Here is a 20,519-nt window from a genome sequence, read left to right as displayed (position 1 = left end):
ATGAAGCGGATCAGCCAGACGATGCGATGCGCGGGCGCGGCAGCGGCAGCGCTGCTGCTCGGTGCGTGCGCGACGAAGGACAGCGGCTACGGCGTCAACGCGCAGACCGAGCGCGCGGCGCTGCTGCAGGCGGCCGACCAGAAGCAGGCCGTGCCCGATACGCCGGGGATGTATCTGGGATTGATTCAACGGATGCAGACGCAGGGGCTGTACTACGCGTCGCTTGCGCATATCGATGCGTACGAGAAGGCGTACGGCGGCTCGCCGGACACGATCCTGCTGCGTGCGGATGCGCTTCGAATGACCGATCAGCCGGCCGCGAGCGCGGCCGCGTATACGCAGCTGCTGCAGACGCCGCTCGCCGCGCGCGGCTATCGCGGGCTCGGTCTGCTCGCCGGCGCGGCGGGCGATTTCGAGCGCGCGGTGCAGGCGCTGACGCGCGCGTCCGATCTTGCGCCGACCGATGCGTCGCTGCTGTCGGATCTCGCGTACGCGAAGCTGCGCAACGGCGATGTGGTCGGTGCGCGCGTGCCGCTGATGAAGGCGGTCGAACTGGATCAGCGCAATCCGAAGATCGTCAGCAACCTGGCGCTTTATCTGCTCGCGGCCGGGCGCTCGCAGGATGCGCAGCGGCTGATGAATCAGCAGCGCTTGTCGCCCGACATCCGCAAGGACATCGCGAACGACGCCGCGAAGATCGCAGCGGCCGTGCGCGCGCAGCAACGGGCGGTGGCGACGCCGCCGGTCGTGTCGCGACGCGGTGCAACCGAGCCGATCACGCCGATGGCGAGCAATCTCGGTTACGACCAGACCGTGCCGCTGCTGCAACGGTTTGCACAATGAATGGACAGGCGGGGAACGACATGAACGGCAACAAGCGGCAGCGGAACGGGTGGGCGGCGCGGATTGCGCTGGCGGGTGCGATCGCGTGGACGGCAGCGGGCGCGGGCGTCGCCTGTGCGCAGGCGACGGCGTCGGCGTCGGACGTCGGGCGCTCGACGACGGAATGGCTGTCGATGCAGCGCGACAACCGCGCGGCGGCGCCGACGCAGCCGTTGCTCGGCGACGTCGCGTCGCTGGTTTATCAGCGGTATCTGGAATCGTTCAAGCATAAGATTCCGGAGTCGATGGGTTCGACGTTGAGTTCAAGCGGCATGTCGTCGTCAGCCGGCGCAGGCGCTGCTCAATAGCGAGGTGAAGATGCGCTCGGATCCGCGGCGACAAGACGGTTTTGCTCAGTCGCAACGCGCCAGCTCGAAAGCTCAGCGGGGCTCGGTGGCGGTCGTCGCCGCGATCTGGATTGCGGTCGCCCTCATCGTGCTCGGCTCGATCGACGTCGGAAATCTCTATTTTCAGCGGCGTGATTTACAGCGCGTGGCGGACATGACCGCGCTCGCAGCCGTACAGAGTGTGAACGATTTGTGCCCGCAGACGGATACGATCGTGACCGCATCGGGATCGAATGCCGTCGTGACGGCCGCATATCGGGGCGCCGCATTGAACGGATTCGATGCGCAGGCTTCGGGCAATTCGATGAGCGTTGCATGCGGTCGCTGGGATGTGAGCGACTACGGTGCGTCCGCGGGCTATTTCGGAACGGCGACGAACCAGTTGAATGCGGTCCGAGTAGTGGCCACGAAGACCGTGCCGCTTTTTTTCATCGGCCCGCCACGCACGATCAGCGCTGCATCGACGGCCAAGGCGAGCAATATCGACACGTTTTCGATCGGCACGACGCTTGCGATGTTCGGCAGCAACCAGGATTGCGCCGGCAACAGCGTTTCAGCCGATCAGCGCAACACCGGGCTCGTCAATGCATTGCTCGGTGCACTGCTTAATACGTCGCTGTCACTCAATATCGGTTCGTATCAGGCGCTCGCGTGCACGCGCGTGAAGGTCGGCGATCTGGTGAAGGCGCAAGTCGGCGCCGGCACCGTCGATCAGTTGCTGGCGACGAAGCTTACGCTGAACCAGCTGGTATCGGTGATGGTAACGGCGTTGAAGAATACGTCGGTGGCAAACCTCGGCATCTATTCGTCGGCGAGTTCTGCCGCGCTCGATACGTTGGCGAACCTGACGCTGCCCGGCGGCCAGATTCCGATCGGCGACTCGAGCAAGGCGCCGGGGCTGTTGTCGCTCGGCATCGCGAATACGCAGGCGGCTGCCGACGCATCGGTCAGCTTGCTCGATCTGCTGTTCACAGCTGCGGAGATCGCCAACGCTAATGCGAAAAGCCCGGCCGTCAACGTCAATACGGGACTCAATTTGCTCGGTCTCGCTCAGGCGACGCTGCAGGTGCAAGTCATTCGTCCGCCGACGATCGCGATCGGCGAGGGCGGCACGGATCCGTTGAAGCCGGCCGGCACCTGGCGTACGTCCGCTCACACGGCGGACGTCGCGGTCTATCTGAATATCGGCGTCGGGACATGGGATCTACTCAGCCTCCTCGGTATTTCGGCGCAGGTCCAGTTGCCCGTCTACCTCGAGGTGGCGCCCGGCACTGCGGTGCTGACGTCCACGAATTGCGCCGCGACCGCCGCGGACAGCCGTGCGTATATCACTGCGACGCCCGGACTGCTGAACGCTTGCGTCGGCGACGCGCCGCTCAACAAGTACGGCATGATGGACGTATCGAGCGGCTACTCGTGCAGCAAGACGGCGACGCTAGTGCACGTCGACGTGCTCGGCAAGCTCGGCATCGCGACGCTCGACGCAACCGTTCCAGCGATCTCGGTTCCCGGCGTGGCGTCCACGGGCGGATCGTTGGTTTTCGACGGGATCAGCGGTAATTCCGACGACTATCAGAGCACGAGCTCCGGAGTGGGTCACGTATTGGCGAACGCGTTGAGCGGCCCCGTCGCAGCACTTTCAAGTTCGGCGGGGCTCGTCGTCAACGCGACGCTGCTCGGGATCCCGATCCGTGTGAGCAGCGGGTTGATCGGGAATCTGCTCGCACTGCTGACTCAATCGACGCTGAATCCGATACTTGGAGCACTGGATCAGCTGCTCGTACCGTTGCTTCAGCTCCTTGGTGTTCAGGTCGGCGTAGCCACGGTGCACAATATGTCGCTGGCTTGCGGTGTCGCACAAACGGTAGGTAATTAAAGAAGCAGTTGAAACCGATGAGAACCCCCCCCGCAATCGAAGAACTCGACCTCTACGTCTGGGAAGGCAAGGCGGACATCGTCGACCGCGTCGCCCGATGCATGGCGAGCTTCGACGTCGAAGTGATCCGCGCCGACAACGCGGAGATCTCGCCCGAACGCGCCGCGTTGCGGCCGTCGCTCGCGATCATCAGCGTGACGATGATCGAAAGCGGCGCGGCGTTCCTGCGCGACTGGCAAGCCAACATCGGCATGCCGGTCGTGTGGGTCGGCGCCGCGCGCGATCACGACGCGTCGCAGTATCCGCCCGAGTACTCGCATATCCTCCCGCTCGACTTCACGTGCGCGGAACTGCGCGGCATGGTCGGCAAGCTCGTCACGCAATTACGCGCGCACGCCGCCGAAACGCTGCAGCCGTCGGTGCTCGTCGCGCACTCGGAATCGATGCAGGCGCTGCTGCGCGAAGTCGATACCTTCGCCGATTGCGATACGAACGTGCTGCTGCACGGCGAGACCGGCGTCGGCAAGGAACGCATCGCGCAGTTGCTGCACGAAAAGCATTCGCGCTATCGGCACGGCGAATTCGTGCCGGTCAACTGCGGCGCGATTCCGGACGGCCTGTTCGAATCGCTGTTCTTCGGGCACGCGAAAGGCTCGTTCACCGGCGCGGTTGTTGCGCATAAAGGCTATTTCGAGCAGGCCGCCGGCGGTACGCTGTTTCTCGACGAAGTCGGCGATCTGCCGCTCTATCAGCAGGTGAAGCTGCTGCGCGTGCTCGAAGACGGTGCGGTGCTGCGTGTCGGCGCGACGTCGCCCGTCAAGGTCGATTTCCGGCTCGTCGCGGCGAGCAACAAGAAGCTGCCGCAGCTCGTGAAGGAAGGGCTGTTCCGCGCGGATCTCTATTACCGGCTCGCGGTGATCGAGCTCAACATTCCGTCGCTCGAAGAGCGCGGGGCGGTCGACAAGATCGCGCTGTTCAAGTCGTTCGTCGCGGAGGTGGTCGGCGAGGAGCGGCTCGCGGAATTGCCGGATCTGCCGTACTGGCTTGCCGACGCGGTCGCGGACAGCTATTTCCCCGGCAACGTCCGCGAACTGCGCAATCTGGCCGAGCGCGTCGGCGTGACGGTGCGGCAGACGGGCGGCTGGGACGCCGCGCGGCTGCAGCGCTTGATCGCACACGCGCGCAGCGCCGCGCAGCCGGTGCCGGCGGAAAGCGCGGCGGAGGTGTTCGTCGACCGCAGCAAGTGGGACATGAACGAGCGCAACCGCGTGATTGCCGCGCTCGACGCGAACGGCTGGCGGCGCCAGGATACCGCGCAGCAACTGGGGATCAGCCGCAAGGTGCTGTGGGAAAAAATGCGGAAGTACCAGATATTCGACGAAGAGCCCGAGACCCGCGAAAGCGAGTAATTAATGAGATAAAATCCCGCTGAATTACAACAACTCGCGCGGGGAATAACACTTGAAGAGCCATATTACGGGGTTGGGGCGAGCGTTCGTATTGCTCGCTGCGGTAGGAGGCATGCACGGCGCGTACGCGCAAGGGCTCGCCGGCAATACGGCCTCGCCGGTGCAGCAGGCGTCGGCGCCGGTGGCGGCAATTCCGTCGGTCGATACGCAGGGGCAGACGGCGGTGCAGGCCCAGGTCGGCGAGACGACCGGGCAGAGCACGGTCGACGAGCTGCAGCGTCAGATCCAGGCGCATGCGCTGACGGAAATGCGCACGAGCTACAACGGCAGCTACGGTTCGAGCCTGCTGTTCAACGTGAAAGACGGCGCGTATTTCGTCGCGCTGTTCCAGCAGAAGGCGTTCTGGCGCGTGATCAAGACCTACGACGAAGCGCGTGCGGAAATGATCTATCGCGACTTCTCGCGCCAGGCCGAGCGGCTGGCCGTCAACGAGCTGCGCGCGGCGAAGCTCGAATCGCAGAAAGTGCAGATGGATCGGCAGATCGAAGTCGCGCAGGAACGTGCGCGCCGGCTGCAGGCCGATATTTCGATCGCGCGCGAGCAGCAGGCGGCAGTGGCCGATCGCCAGAAGAGCGTGCGCGACGAAACGGCGGCGTTGCAGGCGCAGCAGGCGGAGCTTCAGGCGCAGCTGCGTGCATTGCAGCAGCAGGTGCGTTCGCTGCAGCGCGAGGCCAACGCCGGTCTGCCGAGCGCGGCACACTGACCGACCCTGAGGCGGCGCGTGGCGCCGCAGCGCGCCGAAGAGAGAAGGGCAAGCCGACCGGCTTGCCCTTTTTGCTTTTACTGGCCGTCCGGCACGATCCGGCGGCGGCGCGTCACGATGACGGGCCCGTTGCTGCCGCGCGTATCCGAAGGCGATCCGCCGCCCGACGCGTCGCCGGCGTCGCGCGGCGCACCGTAGTTTTCACGCGGCGCACCGTAACCTTCGCGCGGCTCACGGGAACCGTAACCTTCGCGCGGCTCGCGCGATCCGTAGCCTTCACGCGGTTCACGTGAACCGTAACCTTCGCGCGGTTCGCGCGAGCCGTAGCCCTCGCGCGGCTCACGGGAGCCGCCGTGCGAGCCGTACGGGCTGTGACCCCCGCCTTCGCGGCCGCCCGGTCGCCCGCCCGTGCGCGGGCCGCGCGGACCGCCGCCGGGGCGCGATCCGCCCGTGTCGAGCTGGATCGTCGAAATCGCACGCTTGTAGATGCCTTGCAGACCCACGGGGGTGCGCAGCATCACCAGATACTGGTCGAACGACTCGATACACCCGGTCAGACGAATGCCGTTGACGAGGTAGATTTCGACGCGCTTACGTTCCTTTCGCGCGGAATTGATGAAGTCGTTTTGCGGATGGGATTCTGCGGGATTGGCCATTGAGGTGCGGCAGGAGCCTGCGTCAGAGAATATGTTGTGCGTGTGTGGCGTGGTCGTCACAAATCTGTTTGGCGGGATTCTACCCTGTTCGATCGGGAAGCGCCCAGTCGCGATTGTGTCGAACCGTAACCCACTATAGACGCTAACGCGCATTTGCGCGATGCGGCCAAATGGCCAACGTCAGCTGCCGCGCATATCCGCGGACGAATATGCGCGTCCGCGTGCGTTTCGGCAGAATTTTCCGGTCTTTCCTGCGCAAAACGGACGATTCCCGGCCGTTTCGTTACGTCGCGTTACGTCTCTCGCAATGCCGTAGCACCCGGCGGCGCGCGCTTCGCCTACATTCGGGGCGCGTGCCGGGCGGGCCGGCGAAATGGGGATTCGACACATGAATGGCAGGCAAATGGCAGCGTGCATCGGTGCGGCGACACTGCTGGCTTCGGGCAGCGCAATGGCGGGGCACGTCGATCTGTCGGTCGGCATCGGCGTACCGGTTGCGCCGGTCTATGCCGAGCCGGCTCCAGTCTATGTGGCACCGCAGCCGGCGGTCGTCGCGTATCCGGGCTACGGATACGGCTACTACGGCGATGACGACGACGACCGTTACCGGAAGTGGCGCAAGCACTATTACAAGCACTGGCGCAAGCATCACGACGACGATGACGATTGACCGCCGTGCCCGCCGCAGCGCGCGGCGGGCACGCGCACAGCATCAGCGCGGCTTGCCAGCGGCGGCAGCGATTTTCGCGAGTTCCTCGTCGCGCAGCGCGCGGCGCAGGATCTTGCCGACGTTCGTCTGCGGCAGCGCGTCGCGAAACTCGACGAATTTCGGCATCTTGTAGCCGGTGAGGTTCTTGCGGCAGTGCGCGAGCACGTCGTCGACCGTGAGCGTCGGGTCGCGCCGCACGACGAATACCTTGATGCGTTCTCCCTGCACTTCGTCCGGGACGCCGATCGCCGCGGCCTCGCTGATCCCCGGATGCATCACCAGCACTTCCTCGATCTCGTTCGGATAGACGTTGAAGCCCGACACGAGAATCATGTCCTTCTTGCGGTCGATCAGCCGCACGAATCCGCGTTCGTCCATCACGCCGATGTCGCCGGTCGCGAGCCAGCCGTCCGCGTCGATCACTTTCGCCGTTTCGTCGGGGCGCTGCCAGTAGCCGCGCATCACCTGCGGCCCCCGCACGCAGAGTTCGCCGGGCTCGCCGATGCCGGCCCACGTGCCGTCCTCGCGGCGAAAGCGCACGATCGTCGACGGCGCGGGCAGGCCGATCGATCCGCTGAACGCGCTCATGTCGTTCAGATGGACCGGATTCATCGTGACGATCGGCGAACACTCGGTGAGCCCGTAGCCTTCGACGATCGGCCGTCCGGTCACCTGCTGGAAGCGCTCGGCGACCGCGCGCTGCATCGCCATGCCGCCCGCCATCGCGAGCTTCAGTTTCGAGAAGTCGCGCCGGCGGAACTCGTCGTTGTCGAGAAACGCGTTGTACAGCGTGTTGATCCCGGTGATGCCCGTGAACGTCTCGTGACGAAGAATCTTCATCATCATCTTCGTGTCGCGCGGGTTCGCGATCAGGATGTTGCGGCCGCCGAGCCCCATGAAGATGAACGCGTTCACCGTCAGCGAATAGATGTGATAGAGCGGCAGCGGTGTGAGCACCGTTTCGATCTCGCCGGTCAGCTGATCGGCGATCCAGGCCTTCGCCTGCAGCAGATTCGCGATCAGGTTGCCGTGCGTGAGCATCGCGCCTTTCGCGACGCCGGTCGTGCCGCCCGTGTACTGCAGGAACGCGAGATCGTCGCGCGTGATCGCGGCCGGCTTCGCGCGTTCGCGCGCACCGAGCGCGAGCGCCGCGCGTAGCCGGATCGCCTGCGGCAGGTCGTAGGCCGGCACGAGCTTCTTCACGTGCTTCAACACGAAATTGATCAGGCGTCCCTTCGCGTTGAAGCCGTCGGCGAGCAGATCGCCGAGCGCGGTGACGACGATGTTCTTCACGCGCGTGTCGGGCAGCGCGTCCTGCAGCGTGCGCGCGAAGTTCTCGAACACGACGATCGTCTCGGCGTCGCTGTCCTTCAACTGATGCGCGAGTTCGCGCACGGTGTAGAGCGGATTGACGTTGACGACGATCGCGCCCGTCTTCAGCGTGCCGAACAGCGCGACCGGATACTGGAACGTATTCGGCAGCATGATCGCGACGCGGTCGCCGGGCTTGACGCCGATCGCTTGCAGGTACGACGCGAACGCATCCACTTTTTGGGCGAGCGCGCGGTAGGTCATCGATGCGCCGGCGCTCACGTAGGCGACGCGATCGGCGAAGCGCGTCGTGCATTCGTCGAAGAACTGCACGAGCGACGTGTATTGCGAGATGTCGATCTCGTGCGGTACGCCGCGCGGGTACGACGCGTACCAGATGCCGTCGGTGTTCGGCGGGACCTGTGCGGTGGCGGTTGCTGCGGGGTCGGGCATGGTCGTCTCCAGGGTCTTCTCGGTCGGCGCGAGGCGCGCGTCGGCGCACGCTCGGGCCCGCTGTTTCGCGACCGACGGGCCCCGCGCGTCGCACCGGCCGAGCCCGCACGCTGCGAGGCCCGGCCGGCGCGAGAGGTCGCGTTGCGGCCGCTTGTCGATCCGGCGATACGGTCAGCTCAATTCGTGGAATGCAGCGTGGCGGCATCGGCCGTCGTCGCAGGCGGCGGCAGCCCGAACGCGTCGCTCGCGCCTGCGTCGTCGAGCACGGCCGCGAAGATCTCGAGCTGCGCGCTGTCCGGCATCGGCGCCTTCAGCGCGGCGACGATCAGCGACGACAGCCGCGCGATCATCTGCACGTCGTTCATCGTGCGGCCTTGCGAAAATTCGTCGATCAGGCTTTCGGTTTCCGCGCCGGCCAGCGCACCCGACAGCGCGCCGATCGCGAAATGCAGCCGCCAGCCGAGCTCGGTGCGCGGCAGATGCGGCAGCGCGCGCTGGAAGGCATCGAAGAAGCGTCCCGCGACGCTCGCGTAGTGCGCGGTCAGGAAATTTCGCACGAACGGCGACGGATCGGTATACGCGCGGCCGATCAGGCGCAGAAACGCAGGGCCGCCGCGCTCCGGATCGCGCGACGCCTTTAGCGCCGGAATGAACATCGCGCCGAGCACGTGCTCGCAGGTGATGTGCGCGCCGAGTTGCGCATCGAAGCGATCGAGGATCGCGAGCCGCTCCTGATTCAGCTGATCGAGGCGGCGCGACAGCATCGCGTGGATCAGCGCTTCCTTGCTGCCGAAGTGATAGTTGACCGCGGCGAGATTGACCGCCGCGCGCGACGTGATCTGTCGCATCGACATCGCTTCGAAGCCGTGCTCGATGAAGAGGTCCTCCGCCGCATCGAGGATGCGCGCCTTGGTGCCGCCGGTCTGCCGGTTGCCCGACGATCGCCCCGTGGACGACCGCGCCGCAGACGGTCGTCCCTCCTGACTCACTGCCATGTTCCGCCTCCCATGCCGGTCGCCCGGCCGCGAACAGGTGATTGGTTTATCTGATTCAAACAAGCGTTTTTATTAAGATAAAAAAACGCGGGCGGGGCGGGCAAGCGGCGATTCTGGTCGGATTCCTCTAGTTCGATGTGCGAATGCGGAAAGCGCGGCGCGCGGCCCAGGCGCTGCGGGCCGCGCGCGGTGATGCAATGCGCAAAATCGTCTGCTCAGGTCGCGGCGGTACGCGTATTGACGGATTGCGTCATGTCGATGCCGCGCCGTTCGCGGCTGAAGAGGATCAGCACCGCGATCACGACCGCGACGGTGCCGGCCACGAGGGCGAGCGCGAACGCATAGTTGTTGTCGTGCGAGACGGCGAGCGACGCCTGCATCGTCGCGTTGCCGGACGCGAGCAGGTTGCCGAGCTGATAGACGACGCCCGGGAAGGTCGCGCGAATCTCGTCGGGCGAAATTTCGTTGAGGTGGACCGGAATCACGCCCCACGCGCCTTGCACCGAAATCTGCATCAGGAAGGCGCCGGCCGCGAGCGCGAGCGGGCCGCTCGAGAACGCCCACAGCGGCAGCACGGGCAGCGCGATCAGCGCGGCGATGAAGATCGCGCGGCGCCGGCCGATCCGCTCCGAGATCGCGCCGAACGCGAGGCCGCCGACGATCGCGCCGATGTTCAGCACGATCGTGATCCACGACACCGTATGCGGATCGAAGTGGTGCTGCTCGCGCAGGAAGGTCGGATACAGATCCTGCGTGCCGTGCGAGAAGAAGTTGAACGCGGTCATGAGCACGATCGCATAGATCGTCAGCTTCCAGTTTCGCTGCAGCGTGGTCGCGAGGCTCGGACGCTCACGCTTTTCCATCTGCTTCCACGCGGGCGACTCCGGCACATGCGCGCGCACATACAGCACGAGCAGCGCGGGCAGCACGCCGATCATGAACATGCCGCGCCAGCCGATGTACTGGTAGAAGAGGCCGAACACGATCGACGCGAGCAGATAGCCGCTCGGATAGCCGGCCTGCAGCAGGCCCGACACGATGCCGCGCGCATGCGTCGGCACGGTCTCCATCGTCAGCGCGGAGCCCACGCCCCATTCGCCGCCCATCGCGATGCCGAACAGCGCACGCAGCACGAGCAGCGCGGTGAGGCTCGGCGCGAAGCCCGATGCGAGCTCGAGCACCGAATAGCAGGCGATGTTGACCATCAGCGTCGGACGGCGGCCGAAGCGATCGGCGAGGCGGCCGAAGATGAGTGCGCCGAGCGGACGCATCGCGAGCGTCAGCGTCAGCGCGAACGCGACCGCCGGGATCGTCGACGCGAATTCCGCCGCGATGTCCTTCAGCACGAAAACCATCAGGAAAAAATCGAACGCATCGAGCGTCCAGCCGAGATAGGCGGCAATCGTCACGTTGCGTTGTTCGCGGGCCCAGCTCATGTGCGAGGTCTCCTCGTTGGCGTGCGCGCGCGGGACGCAAGGACGTGCGGCCCGATTCGCGCGCGGGTCGGGGCACTGATCGAGTGTAGGCCGACGCGCGCCGCAATGTAGGGCGCGATAGCCGCGAATCGGGAATAATCCCTACGAAATGACTTGTTTCGGAAAACGATGTACGCCGCTGAAGCCGCCGCGACAGCTATCTGTATGATTCGAGTCGGCTCGTTGTATCGCGTTTGTAAATCTCGCGTGCGCCTTCGTCGAATCAGGAGACCCGATGACCGACTCGCCTTCACCCACGTTGCCGACCTTCGAAACGGCGCGGCTCTGGCTGCGCCCGCGCGTGCTGGCCGATCTCGATGCGTGCATCGAGATGGATCGCGATCCCGAGGTCACGCGGCACATCGCGGGGCCGTGGCACGACCCCGTGGAGCATCGCCGCTTCGTCACGCACCGCATCACGCGCGACTATCCGCCGGGCCTCGGCTATTGGTCGATCTTCGAGAAGTGCGCGCCCGATACGTTCGTCGGCTGGGTGCTGCTGATTCCCGACTATGCGGACGGTGGACACGACGTCGAGATCGGCTGGCGCCTCGTGCGTCGTGCATGGGGGCGCGGCATCGCGAGCGAAGCGGCCGCCGCCGTCGTGCGCCATGCATTCGAATGCGTGCGCTTGCCGCGCGTGATCGCCGACATCGCGCAAGCGAACACGGGCTCGCTGAAGGTCGCGCGCAAGCTGGGCATGCGCCGTATCGGCGTCGTTGAGGACGGCATTCCGTACGTGCGTCATCGGCTCGAACGCGACGATCTGCGTGCGTAGCGCGATGACGGCAGGGTGCCGGTTGTCAGAGATGGTCAGACGCACGCGAACGATCGGCGCGACGTATTAACGGCACGCGCGATCCGGCGTATCGTTGCGAAAAAATCCGACGAGGGGGGGGGAGTGTCATGGCACTGGGCAACGACGTGCATCTGATTCCGGTGAGGCTCGACGCGCTGCGGCCGACGCAGATGACGGTCGGCTATCGCGAAGTGAAGGCGAAGCGCAAGCACTGGAAGACGCTCGGCAAACGCGAACGCAAAGCCGCGATCGATTCGCACTGGTTTCCGGCCGTGCTCGGCCCGGGCGGCGCGCACTACATCACCGACCATCATCATCTCGGCCTCGCGTTGATCGAGGAGGGCGAGGCGCGCGTGAACGCGATGCTGCTGAAGGATCTGTCGTGGCTCGACGAGACGATCTTCTGGCGCATGATGGAGCACAACCAGTGGGTACATCCGTTCGGCGCGGACGGCGCGCGCCGCGACTATTCGAAGCTGCCGGGCGCACTGACGGGCCTCGAGGACGATCCGTATCGCAGTCTCGCGGGCGAGCTGAGGACGGCCGGCGGCTATGCGAAGGACGCGACGCCGTTCAGCGAATTCCTGTGGGCCGACTATCTGCGTCAGCACGTGTCGCTCGACCAGATCCGCAAGAATTTTTCGAAGGCGCTCGAGATCGCGCTGCGGCATGCGCACGATCAGGACGCGCGCTATCTGCCCGGCTGGTCGGGCGTGATCGCCGTCAAACCCTGAGCGGCGCACGCGCCGACCGACCATGACCACTGCGCCGATTCGTCCCGGCGCCGGCCCGCAGCGCGCCGAGCATTTCGCCACGGCGCAGGCGTCGCCGTCGCGCGCGCGCCGCATCGCGCTCGATGCGCTGGCCGGCATATCGATCGCGGGCCTGCTGATCCCGGAGGCCGTCGCGTATGCGGGGCTCGCGAATCTGCCGCCGCAGGCGGGCCTGATCGCACTGCTATCGGGGCTCGTCGTCTATGCGCTCACGGGTAGCAGCCGCTTCGCGATCGTCTCGTCGACATCGTCGTCGGCCGCGGTGCTCGCGGCCACCGTGTTCGCCGAATCGGGCGTCGCGCCGGCTGCACAGCTCGCGCTGGCCGCCGCACTCGTCGCGATGACGGGCGTGCTGTTCATACTCGCCGGCGCCGCGCGGCTCGGCGGCATGTCGGACTTCGTCGCGCGGCCCGTGTTGCGCGGCTTCACGTTCGGACTCGCGCTGACGATCGTGCTCAAGCAGTTGCCGAAAATGCTCGCGATTCCGGTGTCGCACAGCGATGCGCCGCGCGTCGCGCTCGATCTCGTCGCCGGCGTGCCGCACGCGAACGTTGCAAGCGTCGCGCTCGGCGCGGCCGCGCTCGCGCTGCTGTTCGCGCTCGGTCGCCGCTCGCGCGTGCCGGCGACGCTCGTCGTGATCGTGTTGTCGATCGTGGCCGGCTATGTCGTCGACTGGCACCGCTACGGCATCGCGGTCGTCGGCCATATCGATCTGAGCCGCGTCGCATTCGGATTGCCGCATCTCGACCGCAATGCGTGGACGCAGACGATCGAACTGGCGTTCGCGCTGATGCTGATCCTGTATGCGGAATCGTACGGGTCGATCCGGGCCTTCGCGCTGAAGCACGGCGACAGCATTGCGCCGAACCGCGACCTCGTCGCGCTCGGCTGCGCGAATCTGGTGTCGGGCCTGCTGCACGGCATGCCGGTCGGCGCCGGTTATTCGGCGACCTCGGCCAACGAGGCGGCCGGCGCGCAGACGCGCTTCGCCGGCCTGTGGGCGGCCGCCGTCGTCGCGCTGATCGTATGGTTGCTGCTGCCGCAGCTCGCGCGCACGCCGGAGCCGGTGCTCGCGGCAATCGTGATCTTCGCGGTCAGCCACTCGCTGCATCCGTCCGTGTTTCGGCCGTACTGGGCCTGGCATCGCGACCGGCTCGTCGTGATCGCCGCGCTGCTCGCGGTGCTCGTGCTCGGCGTGCTGCAGGGGCTGCTCGCCGCGATCGGCGTGAGCCTGCTGCTGACGCTGCGCAAGCTGTCGGAGCCGAACGTCAGCGTGCTCGGCCGGCTGCGCGACAGTCACGATTTCGTCGACATCGCGAGTCATGCGGATGCGCGGCCCGTGCCCGGCGTGCTGATCGTGCGGCCGGAAGCGCAGCTGTTCTTCGCGAACGCGGACCGGATGCTCAATCGTGTGCGGGCGTTGCTGAAAACGGCGCCGGACGTGCAGACGGTGATGCTGAGCCTCGAGGAAACGCCCGACGTCGACGGGACGACGATCGAGTCGCTGCGCACGTTGGCGGCCGAGTGCGCGGCGCACGGGCTGCGGTTCACGATCGTGCGGCTGAAGCTGCACGCGCTGCATGCGTTGCGCCGCGCGGCCGACGATACGCTGCGCGACGATGCGTTGTCCGAGTTGAGCGTCGACGAGAGCCTGCAGCTGTGGCAGGCACACGGCACGGACGGTACGGAGGGCACCGGCCCGCGATGACGCGCGGCGGCGCGGCCGCGACGCTCAGCACGACAGCGCTGCGTCGGTTGCCGCGGTCGTGTCCGTATGCGCGGCGGTGCGCACCAGTGCGTCGACCTCGGCCGCCGTCGGCGCATACGCGCCCGCGTGCGCGCAGACGACCGCCGCGCACGCCGCGGCGTAGCGCAGATGCTTGGCCGCGGTCGCCTCGGGGCGCGTGAGCTGGCTCGCGAGCCAGCCGCCGATGCTCGCGTCGCCGCACCCGACCGTATCGGCGATCTCTGTCGCGAACGCCGGCTGGAACAGCACCGTCTCGCGATGAAAGAGCTCCATGCCCGACGCGCCGCGCGTCACGAGCACCGCGGCATCGGGCGCCCATGCGCGCAGCTGTGCGAGCGCGGCCGTTTCGTCGAGTTCCGGGAACAGGCCGCGCAGATCTTCGTCGGACACCTTGATCCAGTCCGCGAGCGCGGCCAGCCGGCGCAGCGTGTCGCGATACGCCGGCGCGGCCATCGGCGCGCGATAGTTCGGGTCGAACGAGATGCGCTTGCCGGCCGCGCGAGCGACCTGCACGACGTCGAGCAGACGCGACGCCAGCGGTTCGCGCACGACGCCGAGCGAGCCGACGTGCACGATCTGCGCGGCATCGAGCGCGCCGGCCGGCAGGTCGGCCGGATCGAACGCGAGATCGGCGCTGTTCTCGCCGATGAAGAAATAGTCGGGCGGCTGCTTCGATACGACCATCGCGAGCAGCGGCGCACGATCGACCTGGCGGATAAAGCGCAGATCGAGGCCCGCTTCGGCGCTCTTGCGCATCAGCTCGTCGCCGAACAGATCGCGGCTGACCGTGCCGGCAAAGGCAGTCGGCACGCCGAGCCGCGCGCCCACGCGCGCGACGTTCCAGCACGAACCGCCGGCCACGTTGTGCCAGCGGTGCGCGTCGTCGCGGATGAAATCGGTCAGCGCTTCGCCGAATACGATCAGGCGGGGAAACGTCGTCGTCATGTCGAAACCTTGTGTGCTGCGGCACCGGGCCGGGCGGTGCCGCGGAGAAAACGAACGGGTGGCGCGCACCGACGATGCAGGGCGTCGTCGCGCGTGCATCGTCGGCGCGGCGCGCGGAGCAGGGCGCTCAGCGCGGCGTGCTCCAGCCCTTGTAGCTCTTCACGTTGTCGCGCGTGACGAGCGTCGGCTCGATCAGGATCATCGGATTCGCCGGCTTCTGGCCGTTCATGATCCCGTAGCCGACGTTGACGGCCTGCTGCGCCATCGCCCACGGATCCTGGCTCGCGGACGCCTGCACGAGCGTGTTGGACTTCAGCGCGACCTCGATGTCGGGCGCGCCGTCGACCGACGTGATCACGATCCCCGAACGGTTCAGCTGCTTCGCGGCGAGATCGCTGCCGATCGCCTGCGGATCGTTGATCGTGAACACCGCGTCGAGTTTCGGAAAGCGCGTCAGATAGCCTTGCATCGCGTTCATTCCGCCTTCGCGCGAGCCCTTGCCGTCCTGGTCGCTCGACAGCAGCTTGATGCCGGGGCTCTTCGCGAGCACGGCCTTGCAGCCGTTCACGCGATCGATCACGGCCGACACCTGCGGGCCGTTCTCGATGATCACGTTGCCCTTGCCGTTGAGCTTCTTCGCGATGTAGTCGCACGCGAGTTCACCGGCCTTCACGTTGTTCGTCTGCACGGTCGCGTTCGCGCCGGCCGCGGCGACGTCGACCGCGACGACCGTGATGCCGGCCGCCTGCGCCTTCTTGACCGCCGGCTCGATCGCCTTCGGATCGGTCGCGTTCAGCAGGATCATGTCGACGTGCGCGGAGATGAAGTTGTCGATCTGCGTGAACTGCTTGTTCAGGTCGTAGTCGGCCGAAACAGCTGTGACCTTCGCGTTCGGGTTGATCTGTTTCGCGCGCGCTTCGGCGCTCTTCACGATCGTGACGAAATACGGGTTGCCGAGCGAGCCGACCGTGACGCCGATCAGCTTAAGCGGCTTGTCGGCCGCATGCGCGGCCGATGCGCCGAAGGCGAACGCGCACGCGAGGGCGGTCAGGGCGGCTTTGTGCTTGAACATGTCGTTGTGTCTCCGTGAGGTCTGTTGGCGAACGCGCGCAGGTTGACCTGCCTGCGCGCGCAGGGGAAAGCGGCGAGCCGCGCGTCAGGTGCGCGCCGAGTCGCGCTGGCGATAGCGGTCGAGTGCGACCGCGCCGATGATCACGAGGCCCTTGATGATGTACTGCCAGATGTCGGACACGCCGAGCAGCACGAGCCCGTTGGTCAGCACCGCGATGATCAGCGCGCCGATCAGCGTGCCGACGATCGAGCCGACGCCGCCGACGAAGCTCGTGCCGCCGAGAATCACGGCGGCGATCGCGTCGAGTTCGTACGACTGGCCGAGCTGCAGCCCGTTGGCCGCATAGAGGCGCGCCGCGGACATCACCGCACCGAGCCCCGCGAGCAGGCCGGAGGCCGCATAGACGAACAGCTGGATCGCGCGCACGTTGATGCCCGACAGCCGAGCGGCTTCCGGATTGCCGCCGACCGAATAGATGCGCATGCCGAGCACCGTGCGGCGCAGGATGAACCACGAGATCGCGATCACCGCACATGCGATCACGACGAGCCACGGCACGCCGAAGATCGTGCCGTTGCCGATGAATGCGAACGGCAGTTGCGGATTGAATACCGTCGTGTCGTTGCCGAGCAGTCGCGCGACGCCGCGCACGGCCGTCATCGCGCCAAGCGTCACGATGAACGGCGGCAGGCGCAGCAGCGAGATCAGGCCGCCGTTGATCGCGCCGAACACGAGGCCGACCACGAGCGCGGCGGGAACGCCGAGCCAGCCCCAGCCCGGAATCGTCGACGCGAGCAGCGACGCGACGGCCGCCGCGGCGAGCACGGAGCCCACCGACAGGTCGATGCCGCCCGTCAGGATCACGAAGGTCATCCCGGCCGCGAGCACGATGTTGATCGAGGCCTGCTGCGTGACGATCGACAGGTTTTGCAGCGTGAAGAAGCCGTCGGTCAGAAAACCGAAGCCGATGCAGAGGACCAGAAGGACCGGCAGCATGCCGGCGGTGCGCATCAGCGATTGCATACGCGCGCGATGATCGGCGACGCGCGCCTGCGGCGCACGGTCGGCCGCCGGATGGACGGTGGCGGAAGCAAGGTTCCGCTGCTTGGTCGGATTGATCATTTCGGTAACCTGAATGTAAGAATGAAATGAAGTGGCCGGGGTCAGTGCGCGTCCGCGAGTTCGGCCTGTGAGCCGGTGGCGAGCGCGATGATCGCTTCCTGCGTGATCGGCGTGCCCGTATAGCCGCCGAGCTCGCCCGCGATTTCGCCTTCGCGCATCACGAGCACGCGATCGGCGACACCGATGATTTCGGGCAGTTCGCTCGAGATCACGATCACGCCGACGCCGGCACGCGCCAGTTCGTTGATGATCCGGTAGATCTCCGACTTGGCGCCGATGTCGACGCCGCGCGTCGGCTCGTCGAGGATCAGCACGCGCGGCTTCGTTTCGAGCAGGCGCGAGAGCAGCACCTTCTGCTGGTTGCCGCCCGACAGCGCGCCGACGTTCACGTTCGCGTGCGGCACGCGGATCGACAGCGACGCGATCGCGTCGCGCGCACGTTCGGCACCGCGGGCGAGGTCGAGTGCGCCGAGCCGTGCATCGCGGCTGCACACAGAGATGTTGATGTTGTCGCGCACGCTCATGTCGAGAAAGAGGCCCTGGCGCTTGCGATCCTCGGTCAGGTAGACGAGGCCCGCGTCGATTGCATCGCGCGGCGAGTGCGCACCGAACGTGCGGTCGCCGAGCTTCACGTCGCCGCGCGTGCGCGGCTCCGCGCCGAAGATCAGGCGCGCGAGTTCGGTACGGCCGGCGCCGACGAGGCCCGCGATGCCGAGCACCTCGCCCGCATGCAGATCGAAGCTGCAGCCGCGCACACGGCCGCCGTCCGACACGTCGCGGACCGACAGCAGCAGATGGCCCGGATCGTACGGCGCGTGCTCTTTCTTGTAGAAGCCCGAGATGTCGCGGCCGACCATCATCGCGACGAGGCGCTCGGCCGACAATTCGTCGCGTTCGAGCGTGCCGACATACGTGCCGTCGCGCAGCACCGACACGCGGTCGGACAGTTCGTAGATTTCCGCCATCCGGTGGCTGATGTAGATGATCGCGAGGCCTTCTTCGCGCAGCTGCCGGATCAGGCGGAACAGATGCTCGGTCTCGCGCGACGACAGCGGCGTGGTCGGCTCGTCCATCACGAGAATGCGTGCGCGCGTGTGCACGGCGCGTGCGATCTCGACGAGTTGCTGCTCGGCGATCGACAGCGTGCCGACGAGCGTGTCCGGGCCGAACGATGCGCCGAGACGCAACAGCACGTCGCGACAGCCGCGCGCCATCGCCGCGCGGTCGATCGTGCCCCAGCGCCGGTTGCCGTGCCGCAGTTCGCGGCCGACGTAGATGTTTTCGGCGACCGTCAGGTTCGGCGCGAGGCACAGCTCCTGGTAGATCACCGCGACGCCCGCATCGCGCGCGGCGAGCGGCCCGTCGATCTCGATGCGCTGACCGTCGATCAGGATTTCGCCGCCGGCGTCGGCGCGGTATGCGCCAGACAGGATTTTCATCAGCGTCGATTTGCCCGCACCGTTCTCGCCCATCAGCGAATGGATTTCGCCCGGATAGACGGTGAGGCTGACGTTGTCGAGCGCGCGCACGGCCGGGAACGTCTTGCTGATCCGGCGCATTTCGAGCAGCGGCCGGGGCGACTCAGATCGCGACATGGTTGACCTCCTGCGATTCCGTGCGGGCGCCTTTGAGGATGCCGGCCCGCGGGGAGAAGTTGAAGTACATCGGCAGCGTCGCGGCGCCGATCGCGCCGGCGTCCGCGCCGAACGTGCCGCGCACGAGCGTCGGCGTGCCGCGCGCTTCGGGCGCGGTCGCGACGAGCGCCGCGCGCAGCCGCGTCGTCAGCGCATCGAGCAGGCCGGCGTCGGTATCGGCATCGAGCACGACGACCGGCGCATCGACGACGCACAGCACCGCGCGCAACGCCGGTGCGAGCGCGTCGACGCAGTCGTCGATCCATTCGGCGACGGCGGGCAGCCCGCGTGCGATGCACGCTTCGAGGTCGGCGCGGTTGTCGACGCGTTCGCCGTGATGGCGCAGATGACGCACGAGCGCATGCAGCGACGCGCGCGCGAGCAGGATGTCCCACGGGCCGCGCGGCGGCGGCGCGGACGCGAGCCGGCTCGGCGGCACCGGGATGACCGCGATGTCGCCCGCGTTGCCGGTGACGCCGCGCAGACAGTCGCCGTCGATCGCGATGCCGCCGCCGATCGCGGGGCCGATGAACAGATAGACGAAATCGTCGCACTGGCGGCCGTAGCCGTAGAACAGCTCGGCGATCGCGGCCGCGTTGCCGTCGTTTTCGCCGAACACGGGCAGCGACGACATGCGCCCGAGGTCGCTCGCGAAATCGACGTCTTCCCAGGCGCGGAACGTGTCGGGCGCGAGGCCGAGTTCGCGCATCCAGGCGCCGAGGTTGTACGGCTGCGCGACGCCGATGCCGGCGAGCCGCGTACGTTCGTGATCGGGGAGCAGCGCCTGCATCGCCGCGATGTCGTGACGGACGATTTCGAGCACGTCGGCGGGCGGCGGCAGCAGCATGTCGTGCGAGCGGCGGCCGAGCACGTCGCCGGCGAAATTGACGAGCGCGGTTTCGATCCGCATGCGGTCGAGGTGAACGCCGATGCCGAACGCGCCGCGCGGATCGAGACGGATCAGTGACGCCGGCTGGCCGCGTTGACCTTCGGTGCGGCGGCCCGCGAATTCGATCAGCTTGGCGTCCGCGAGCGACGCGATGATGCTGCCGACCGCCGTGCCCGTCATGTTCGCGAGGCGGGCGAGGTCGGCCTTCGACGCGCTGCCGGCGCGGCGCAGCGTTTTCAGCAGCAGGCGCTCGTTGTAACGGCGCACGTTGGCCGAATTGCTTCCCTGGCCGATGTGCGGACTTCTCATGGCGTCTCCTTCCATGTTTCGCCGCTGCGGGGCGAATTAAATAAATCACGTTGATTTATTTAAGCGCGAGCGAGCGCGTGTGTCAGCCTAGGGAAATCCCGGTTGCTGGGAGGGAGGCGGGAGGTCGGGCAGTGTTTTGGGCGTTTAAGGCCGTTGTCCGGAAGAGGGGACGCATCGCATCTCTTGTCGCTTTCTGCGCCGCAAATGAAAAAAGGCCGGCATAAAGCCGACCTTTTCGAAAACAGATGGTGCCCAGGAGAGAGCTCGGTCACACGAGCGCGACCCCGGCTGCGCTTGCGAGCCGCAGCCTTTCGAGTCCTCGCGCAAAGCGCGCAGGCGCTTTGCTTCCTGGG

Annotated in this window: 18 protein-coding genes; 9 read left to right on the top strand and 9 right to left on the bottom strand. The window is 66.7% G+C overall.

All coding sequences use genetic code 11. The features are described from left to right. The 5 genes from ACSHSS_RS25010 (at position 1) to ACSHSS_RS24990 (ending at position 5,277) form a co-directional block, all read left to right on the top strand. Positions 1–843 (top strand): tetratricopeptide repeat protein, encoded by an 843-nt coding sequence (locus ACSHSS_RS25010; RefSeq protein WP_035950428.1) that lies wholly within the window; start codon positions 1–3, stop codon positions 841–843. Between the two features lie 20 nt (positions 844–863). Next, positions 864–1,190 carry a DUF3613 domain-containing protein gene (locus tag ACSHSS_RS25005; RefSeq protein WP_105842448.1) on the top strand — a complete coding sequence of 109 codons (327 nt, stop codon included), beginning with the start codon at positions 864–866 and terminating at the stop codon, positions 1,188–1,190. A 10-nt stretch (positions 1,191–1,200) separates the two neighbouring features. Beyond that, positions 1,201–3,105: a TadG family pilus assembly protein gene (locus ACSHSS_RS25000; RefSeq protein ID WP_445545689.1), complete on the top strand. Its 1,905-nt coding sequence runs from the start codon at positions 1,201–1,203 to the stop codon at positions 3,103–3,105. A gap of 17 nt (positions 3,106–3,122) precedes the next feature. After that, entirely contained in the window at positions 3,123–4,514 is a 1,392-nt protein-coding gene (locus tag ACSHSS_RS24995; RefSeq protein ID WP_006400291.1) for a sigma 54-interacting transcriptional regulator, read from the top strand. Positions 4,515–4,626: 112 nt separating this feature from the next. Further along, on the top strand, positions 4,627–5,277 hold the full coding sequence (locus ACSHSS_RS24990; protein WP_445545694.1) for a DUF2968 domain-containing protein: 651 nt from the start codon (positions 4,627–4,629) through the stop codon (positions 5,275–5,277). A gap of 77 nt (positions 5,278–5,354) precedes the next feature. Here ACSHSS_RS24990 and hfq read toward each other — a convergent pair whose 3' ends face one another. After that, positions 5,355–5,933 carry an RNA chaperone Hfq gene (hfq, locus tag ACSHSS_RS24985; RefSeq protein WP_012467604.1) on the bottom strand — a complete coding sequence of 193 codons (579 nt, stop codon included), beginning with the start codon at positions 5,931–5,933 and terminating at the stop codon, positions 5,355–5,357. A gap of 388 nt (positions 5,934–6,321) precedes the next feature. On the opposite strand from hfq, the gene ACSHSS_RS24980 reads away from it, so the two are divergent. Next, positions 6,322–6,603, top strand: coding sequence for a PXPV repeat protein (locus ACSHSS_RS24980; protein ID WP_012213447.1), 282 nt, complete (start codon positions 6,322–6,324; stop codon positions 6,601–6,603). A 42-nt stretch (positions 6,604–6,645) separates the two neighbouring features. On the opposite strand, the gene ACSHSS_RS24975 is transcribed toward ACSHSS_RS24980, so the two are convergent. From ACSHSS_RS24975 to ACSHSS_RS24965, 3 genes are all read right to left on the bottom strand, one after another. After that, positions 6,646–8,406 (bottom strand): AMP-binding protein, encoded by a 1,761-nt coding sequence (locus tag ACSHSS_RS24975; protein ID WP_445545688.1) that lies wholly within the window; start codon positions 8,404–8,406, stop codon positions 6,646–6,648. Positions 8,407–8,582: 176 nt separating this feature from the next. After that, the gene (locus ACSHSS_RS24970; RefSeq protein WP_012213446.1) at positions 8,583–9,401 is read right to left on the bottom strand and encodes a TetR/AcrR family transcriptional regulator; all 819 of its coding nucleotides are present in this window, start codon (positions 9,399–9,401) and stop codon (positions 8,583–8,585) included. A 215-nt stretch (positions 9,402–9,616) separates the two neighbouring features. Continuing rightward, the gene (locus tag ACSHSS_RS24965) at positions 9,617–10,837 is read right to left on the bottom strand and encodes an MFS transporter (protein WP_445545687.1); all 1,221 of its coding nucleotides are present in this window, start codon (positions 10,835–10,837) and stop codon (positions 9,617–9,619) included. Between the two features lie 274 nt (positions 10,838–11,111). Between ACSHSS_RS24965 and ACSHSS_RS24960 the strand changes: the two genes are divergently transcribed. The 3 genes from ACSHSS_RS24960 (at position 11,112) to ACSHSS_RS24950 (ending at position 14,156) form a co-directional block, all read left to right on the top strand. Then, the gene (locus tag ACSHSS_RS24960; protein ID WP_445545686.1) at positions 11,112–11,654 is read left to right on the top strand and encodes a GNAT family N-acetyltransferase; all 543 of its coding nucleotides are present in this window, start codon (positions 11,112–11,114) and stop codon (positions 11,652–11,654) included. Positions 11,655–11,782: 128 nt separating this feature from the next. After that, positions 11,783–12,409, top strand: a complete 627-nt coding sequence (locus ACSHSS_RS24955) for a ParB-like protein (protein ID WP_006416550.1) — start codon at positions 11,783–11,785, stop codon at positions 12,407–12,409. 22 nt (positions 12,410–12,431) lie between these two features. Beyond that, on the top strand, positions 12,432–14,156 hold the full coding sequence (locus ACSHSS_RS24950; RefSeq protein WP_445545685.1) for a SulP family inorganic anion transporter: 1,725 nt from the start codon (positions 12,432–12,434) through the stop codon (positions 14,154–14,156). A gap of 24 nt (positions 14,157–14,180) precedes the next feature. Here the strand turns inward: ACSHSS_RS24950 and ACSHSS_RS24945 are convergent, their stop codons facing one another. The 5 genes from ACSHSS_RS24945 to ACSHSS_RS24925 all read right to left on the bottom strand — a co-directional run bounded on the left by ACSHSS_RS24945 (position 14,181) and on the right by ACSHSS_RS24925 (position 20,166). Further along, the gene (locus ACSHSS_RS24945; protein ID WP_445545684.1) at positions 14,181–15,140 is read right to left on the bottom strand and encodes a carbohydrate kinase family protein; all 960 of its coding nucleotides are present in this window, start codon (positions 15,138–15,140) and stop codon (positions 14,181–14,183) included. 127 nt (positions 15,141–15,267) lie between these two features. After that, on the bottom strand, positions 15,268–16,212 hold the full coding sequence (locus tag ACSHSS_RS24940; RefSeq protein ID WP_006416551.1) for an ABC transporter substrate-binding protein: 945 nt from the start codon (positions 16,210–16,212) through the stop codon (positions 15,268–15,270). 84 nt (positions 16,213–16,296) lie between these two features. Continuing rightward, the gene (locus ACSHSS_RS24935; RefSeq protein WP_012213440.1) at positions 16,297–17,334 is read right to left on the bottom strand and encodes an ABC transporter permease subunit; all 1,038 of its coding nucleotides are present in this window, start codon (positions 17,332–17,334) and stop codon (positions 16,297–16,299) included. Positions 17,335–17,375: 41 nt separating this feature from the next. After that, positions 17,376–18,929, bottom strand: a complete 1,554-nt coding sequence (locus ACSHSS_RS24930; protein WP_039222067.1) for a sugar ABC transporter ATP-binding protein — start codon at positions 18,927–18,929, stop codon at positions 17,376–17,378. After that, positions 18,916–20,166, bottom strand: coding sequence for an ROK family protein (locus ACSHSS_RS24925; protein WP_012213438.1), 1,251 nt, complete (start codon positions 20,164–20,166; stop codon positions 18,916–18,918). Before ACSHSS_RS24925 ends, ACSHSS_RS24930 begins: the two co-directional genes overlap by 14 nt. Positions 20,167–20,519 lie beyond the last annotated feature (353 nt).

It is taken from the genome of Burkholderia sp. BC1 (assembly GCF_052683555.1).
Note: the sequence above shows the minus strand (reverse complement) of the source record. Positions and strands in the feature narration are given on the sequence as shown.

What these genes read in the sequence shown, in the direction of transcription:
- ACSHSS_RS24960 (WP_445545686.1), top strand. Translation starts at nt 11,112, where the DNA reads ATGACCGACTCGCCTTCACCCACGTTGCCGACCTTCGAAACGGCGCGG.
- ACSHSS_RS25005 (WP_105842448.1), top strand. Translation starts at nt 864, where the DNA reads ATGAACGGCAACAAGCGGCAGCGGAACGGGTGGGCGGCGCGGATTGCG.
- ACSHSS_RS25000 (WP_445545689.1), top strand. Translation starts at nt 1,201, where the DNA reads ATGCGCTCGGATCCGCGGCGACAAGACGGTTTTGCTCAGTCGCAACGC.
- ACSHSS_RS24935 (WP_012213440.1), bottom strand. Translation starts at nt 17,334, where the DNA reads ATGATCAATCCGACCAAGCAGCGGAACCTTGCTTCCGCCACCGTCCAT.
- ACSHSS_RS24995 (WP_006400291.1), top strand. Translation starts at nt 3,123, where the DNA reads ATGAGAACCCCCCCCGCAATCGAAGAACTCGACCTCTACGTCTGGGAA.
- ACSHSS_RS24925 (WP_012213438.1), bottom strand. Translation starts at nt 20,166, where the DNA reads ATGAGAAGTCCGCACATCGGCCAGGGAAGCAATTCGGCCAACGTGCGC.
- ACSHSS_RS24975 (WP_445545688.1), bottom strand. Translation starts at nt 8,406, where the DNA reads ATGCCCGACCCCGCAGCAACCGCCACCGCACAGGTCCCGCCGAACACC.
- ACSHSS_RS24945 (WP_445545684.1), bottom strand. Translation starts at nt 15,140, where the DNA reads ATGACGACGACGTTTCCCCGCCTGATCGTATTCGGCGAAGCGCTGACC.
- hfq (WP_012467604.1), bottom strand. Translation starts at nt 5,933, where the DNA reads ATGGCCAATCCCGCAGAATCCCATCCGCAAAACGACTTCATCAATTCC.
- ACSHSS_RS24930 (WP_039222067.1), bottom strand. Translation starts at nt 18,929, where the DNA reads ATGTCGCGATCTGAGTCGCCCCGGCCGCTGCTCGAAATGCGCCGGATC.
- ACSHSS_RS24965 (WP_445545687.1), bottom strand. Translation starts at nt 10,837, where the DNA reads ATGAGCTGGGCCCGCGAACAACGCAACGTGACGATTGCCGCCTATCTC.
- ACSHSS_RS24980 (WP_012213447.1), top strand. Translation starts at nt 6,322, where the DNA reads ATGAATGGCAGGCAAATGGCAGCGTGCATCGGTGCGGCGACACTGCTG.
- ACSHSS_RS24940 (WP_006416551.1), bottom strand. Translation starts at nt 16,212, where the DNA reads ATGTTCAAGCACAAAGCCGCCCTGACCGCCCTCGCGTGCGCGTTCGCC.
- ACSHSS_RS24950 (WP_445545685.1), top strand. Translation starts at nt 12,432, where the DNA reads ATGACCACTGCGCCGATTCGTCCCGGCGCCGGCCCGCAGCGCGCCGAG.
- ACSHSS_RS24955 (WP_006416550.1), top strand. Translation starts at nt 11,783, where the DNA reads ATGGCACTGGGCAACGACGTGCATCTGATTCCGGTGAGGCTCGACGCG.
- ACSHSS_RS24970 (WP_012213446.1), bottom strand. Translation starts at nt 9,401, where the DNA reads ATGGCAGTGAGTCAGGAGGGACGACCGTCTGCGGCGCGGTCGTCCACG.
- ACSHSS_RS24990 (WP_445545694.1), top strand. Translation starts at nt 4,627, where the DNA reads ATGCACGGCGCGTACGCGCAAGGGCTCGCCGGCAATACGGCCTCGCCG.
- ACSHSS_RS25010 (WP_035950428.1), top strand. Translation starts at nt 1, where the DNA reads ATGAAGCGGATCAGCCAGACGATGCGATGCGCGGGCGCGGCAGCGGCA.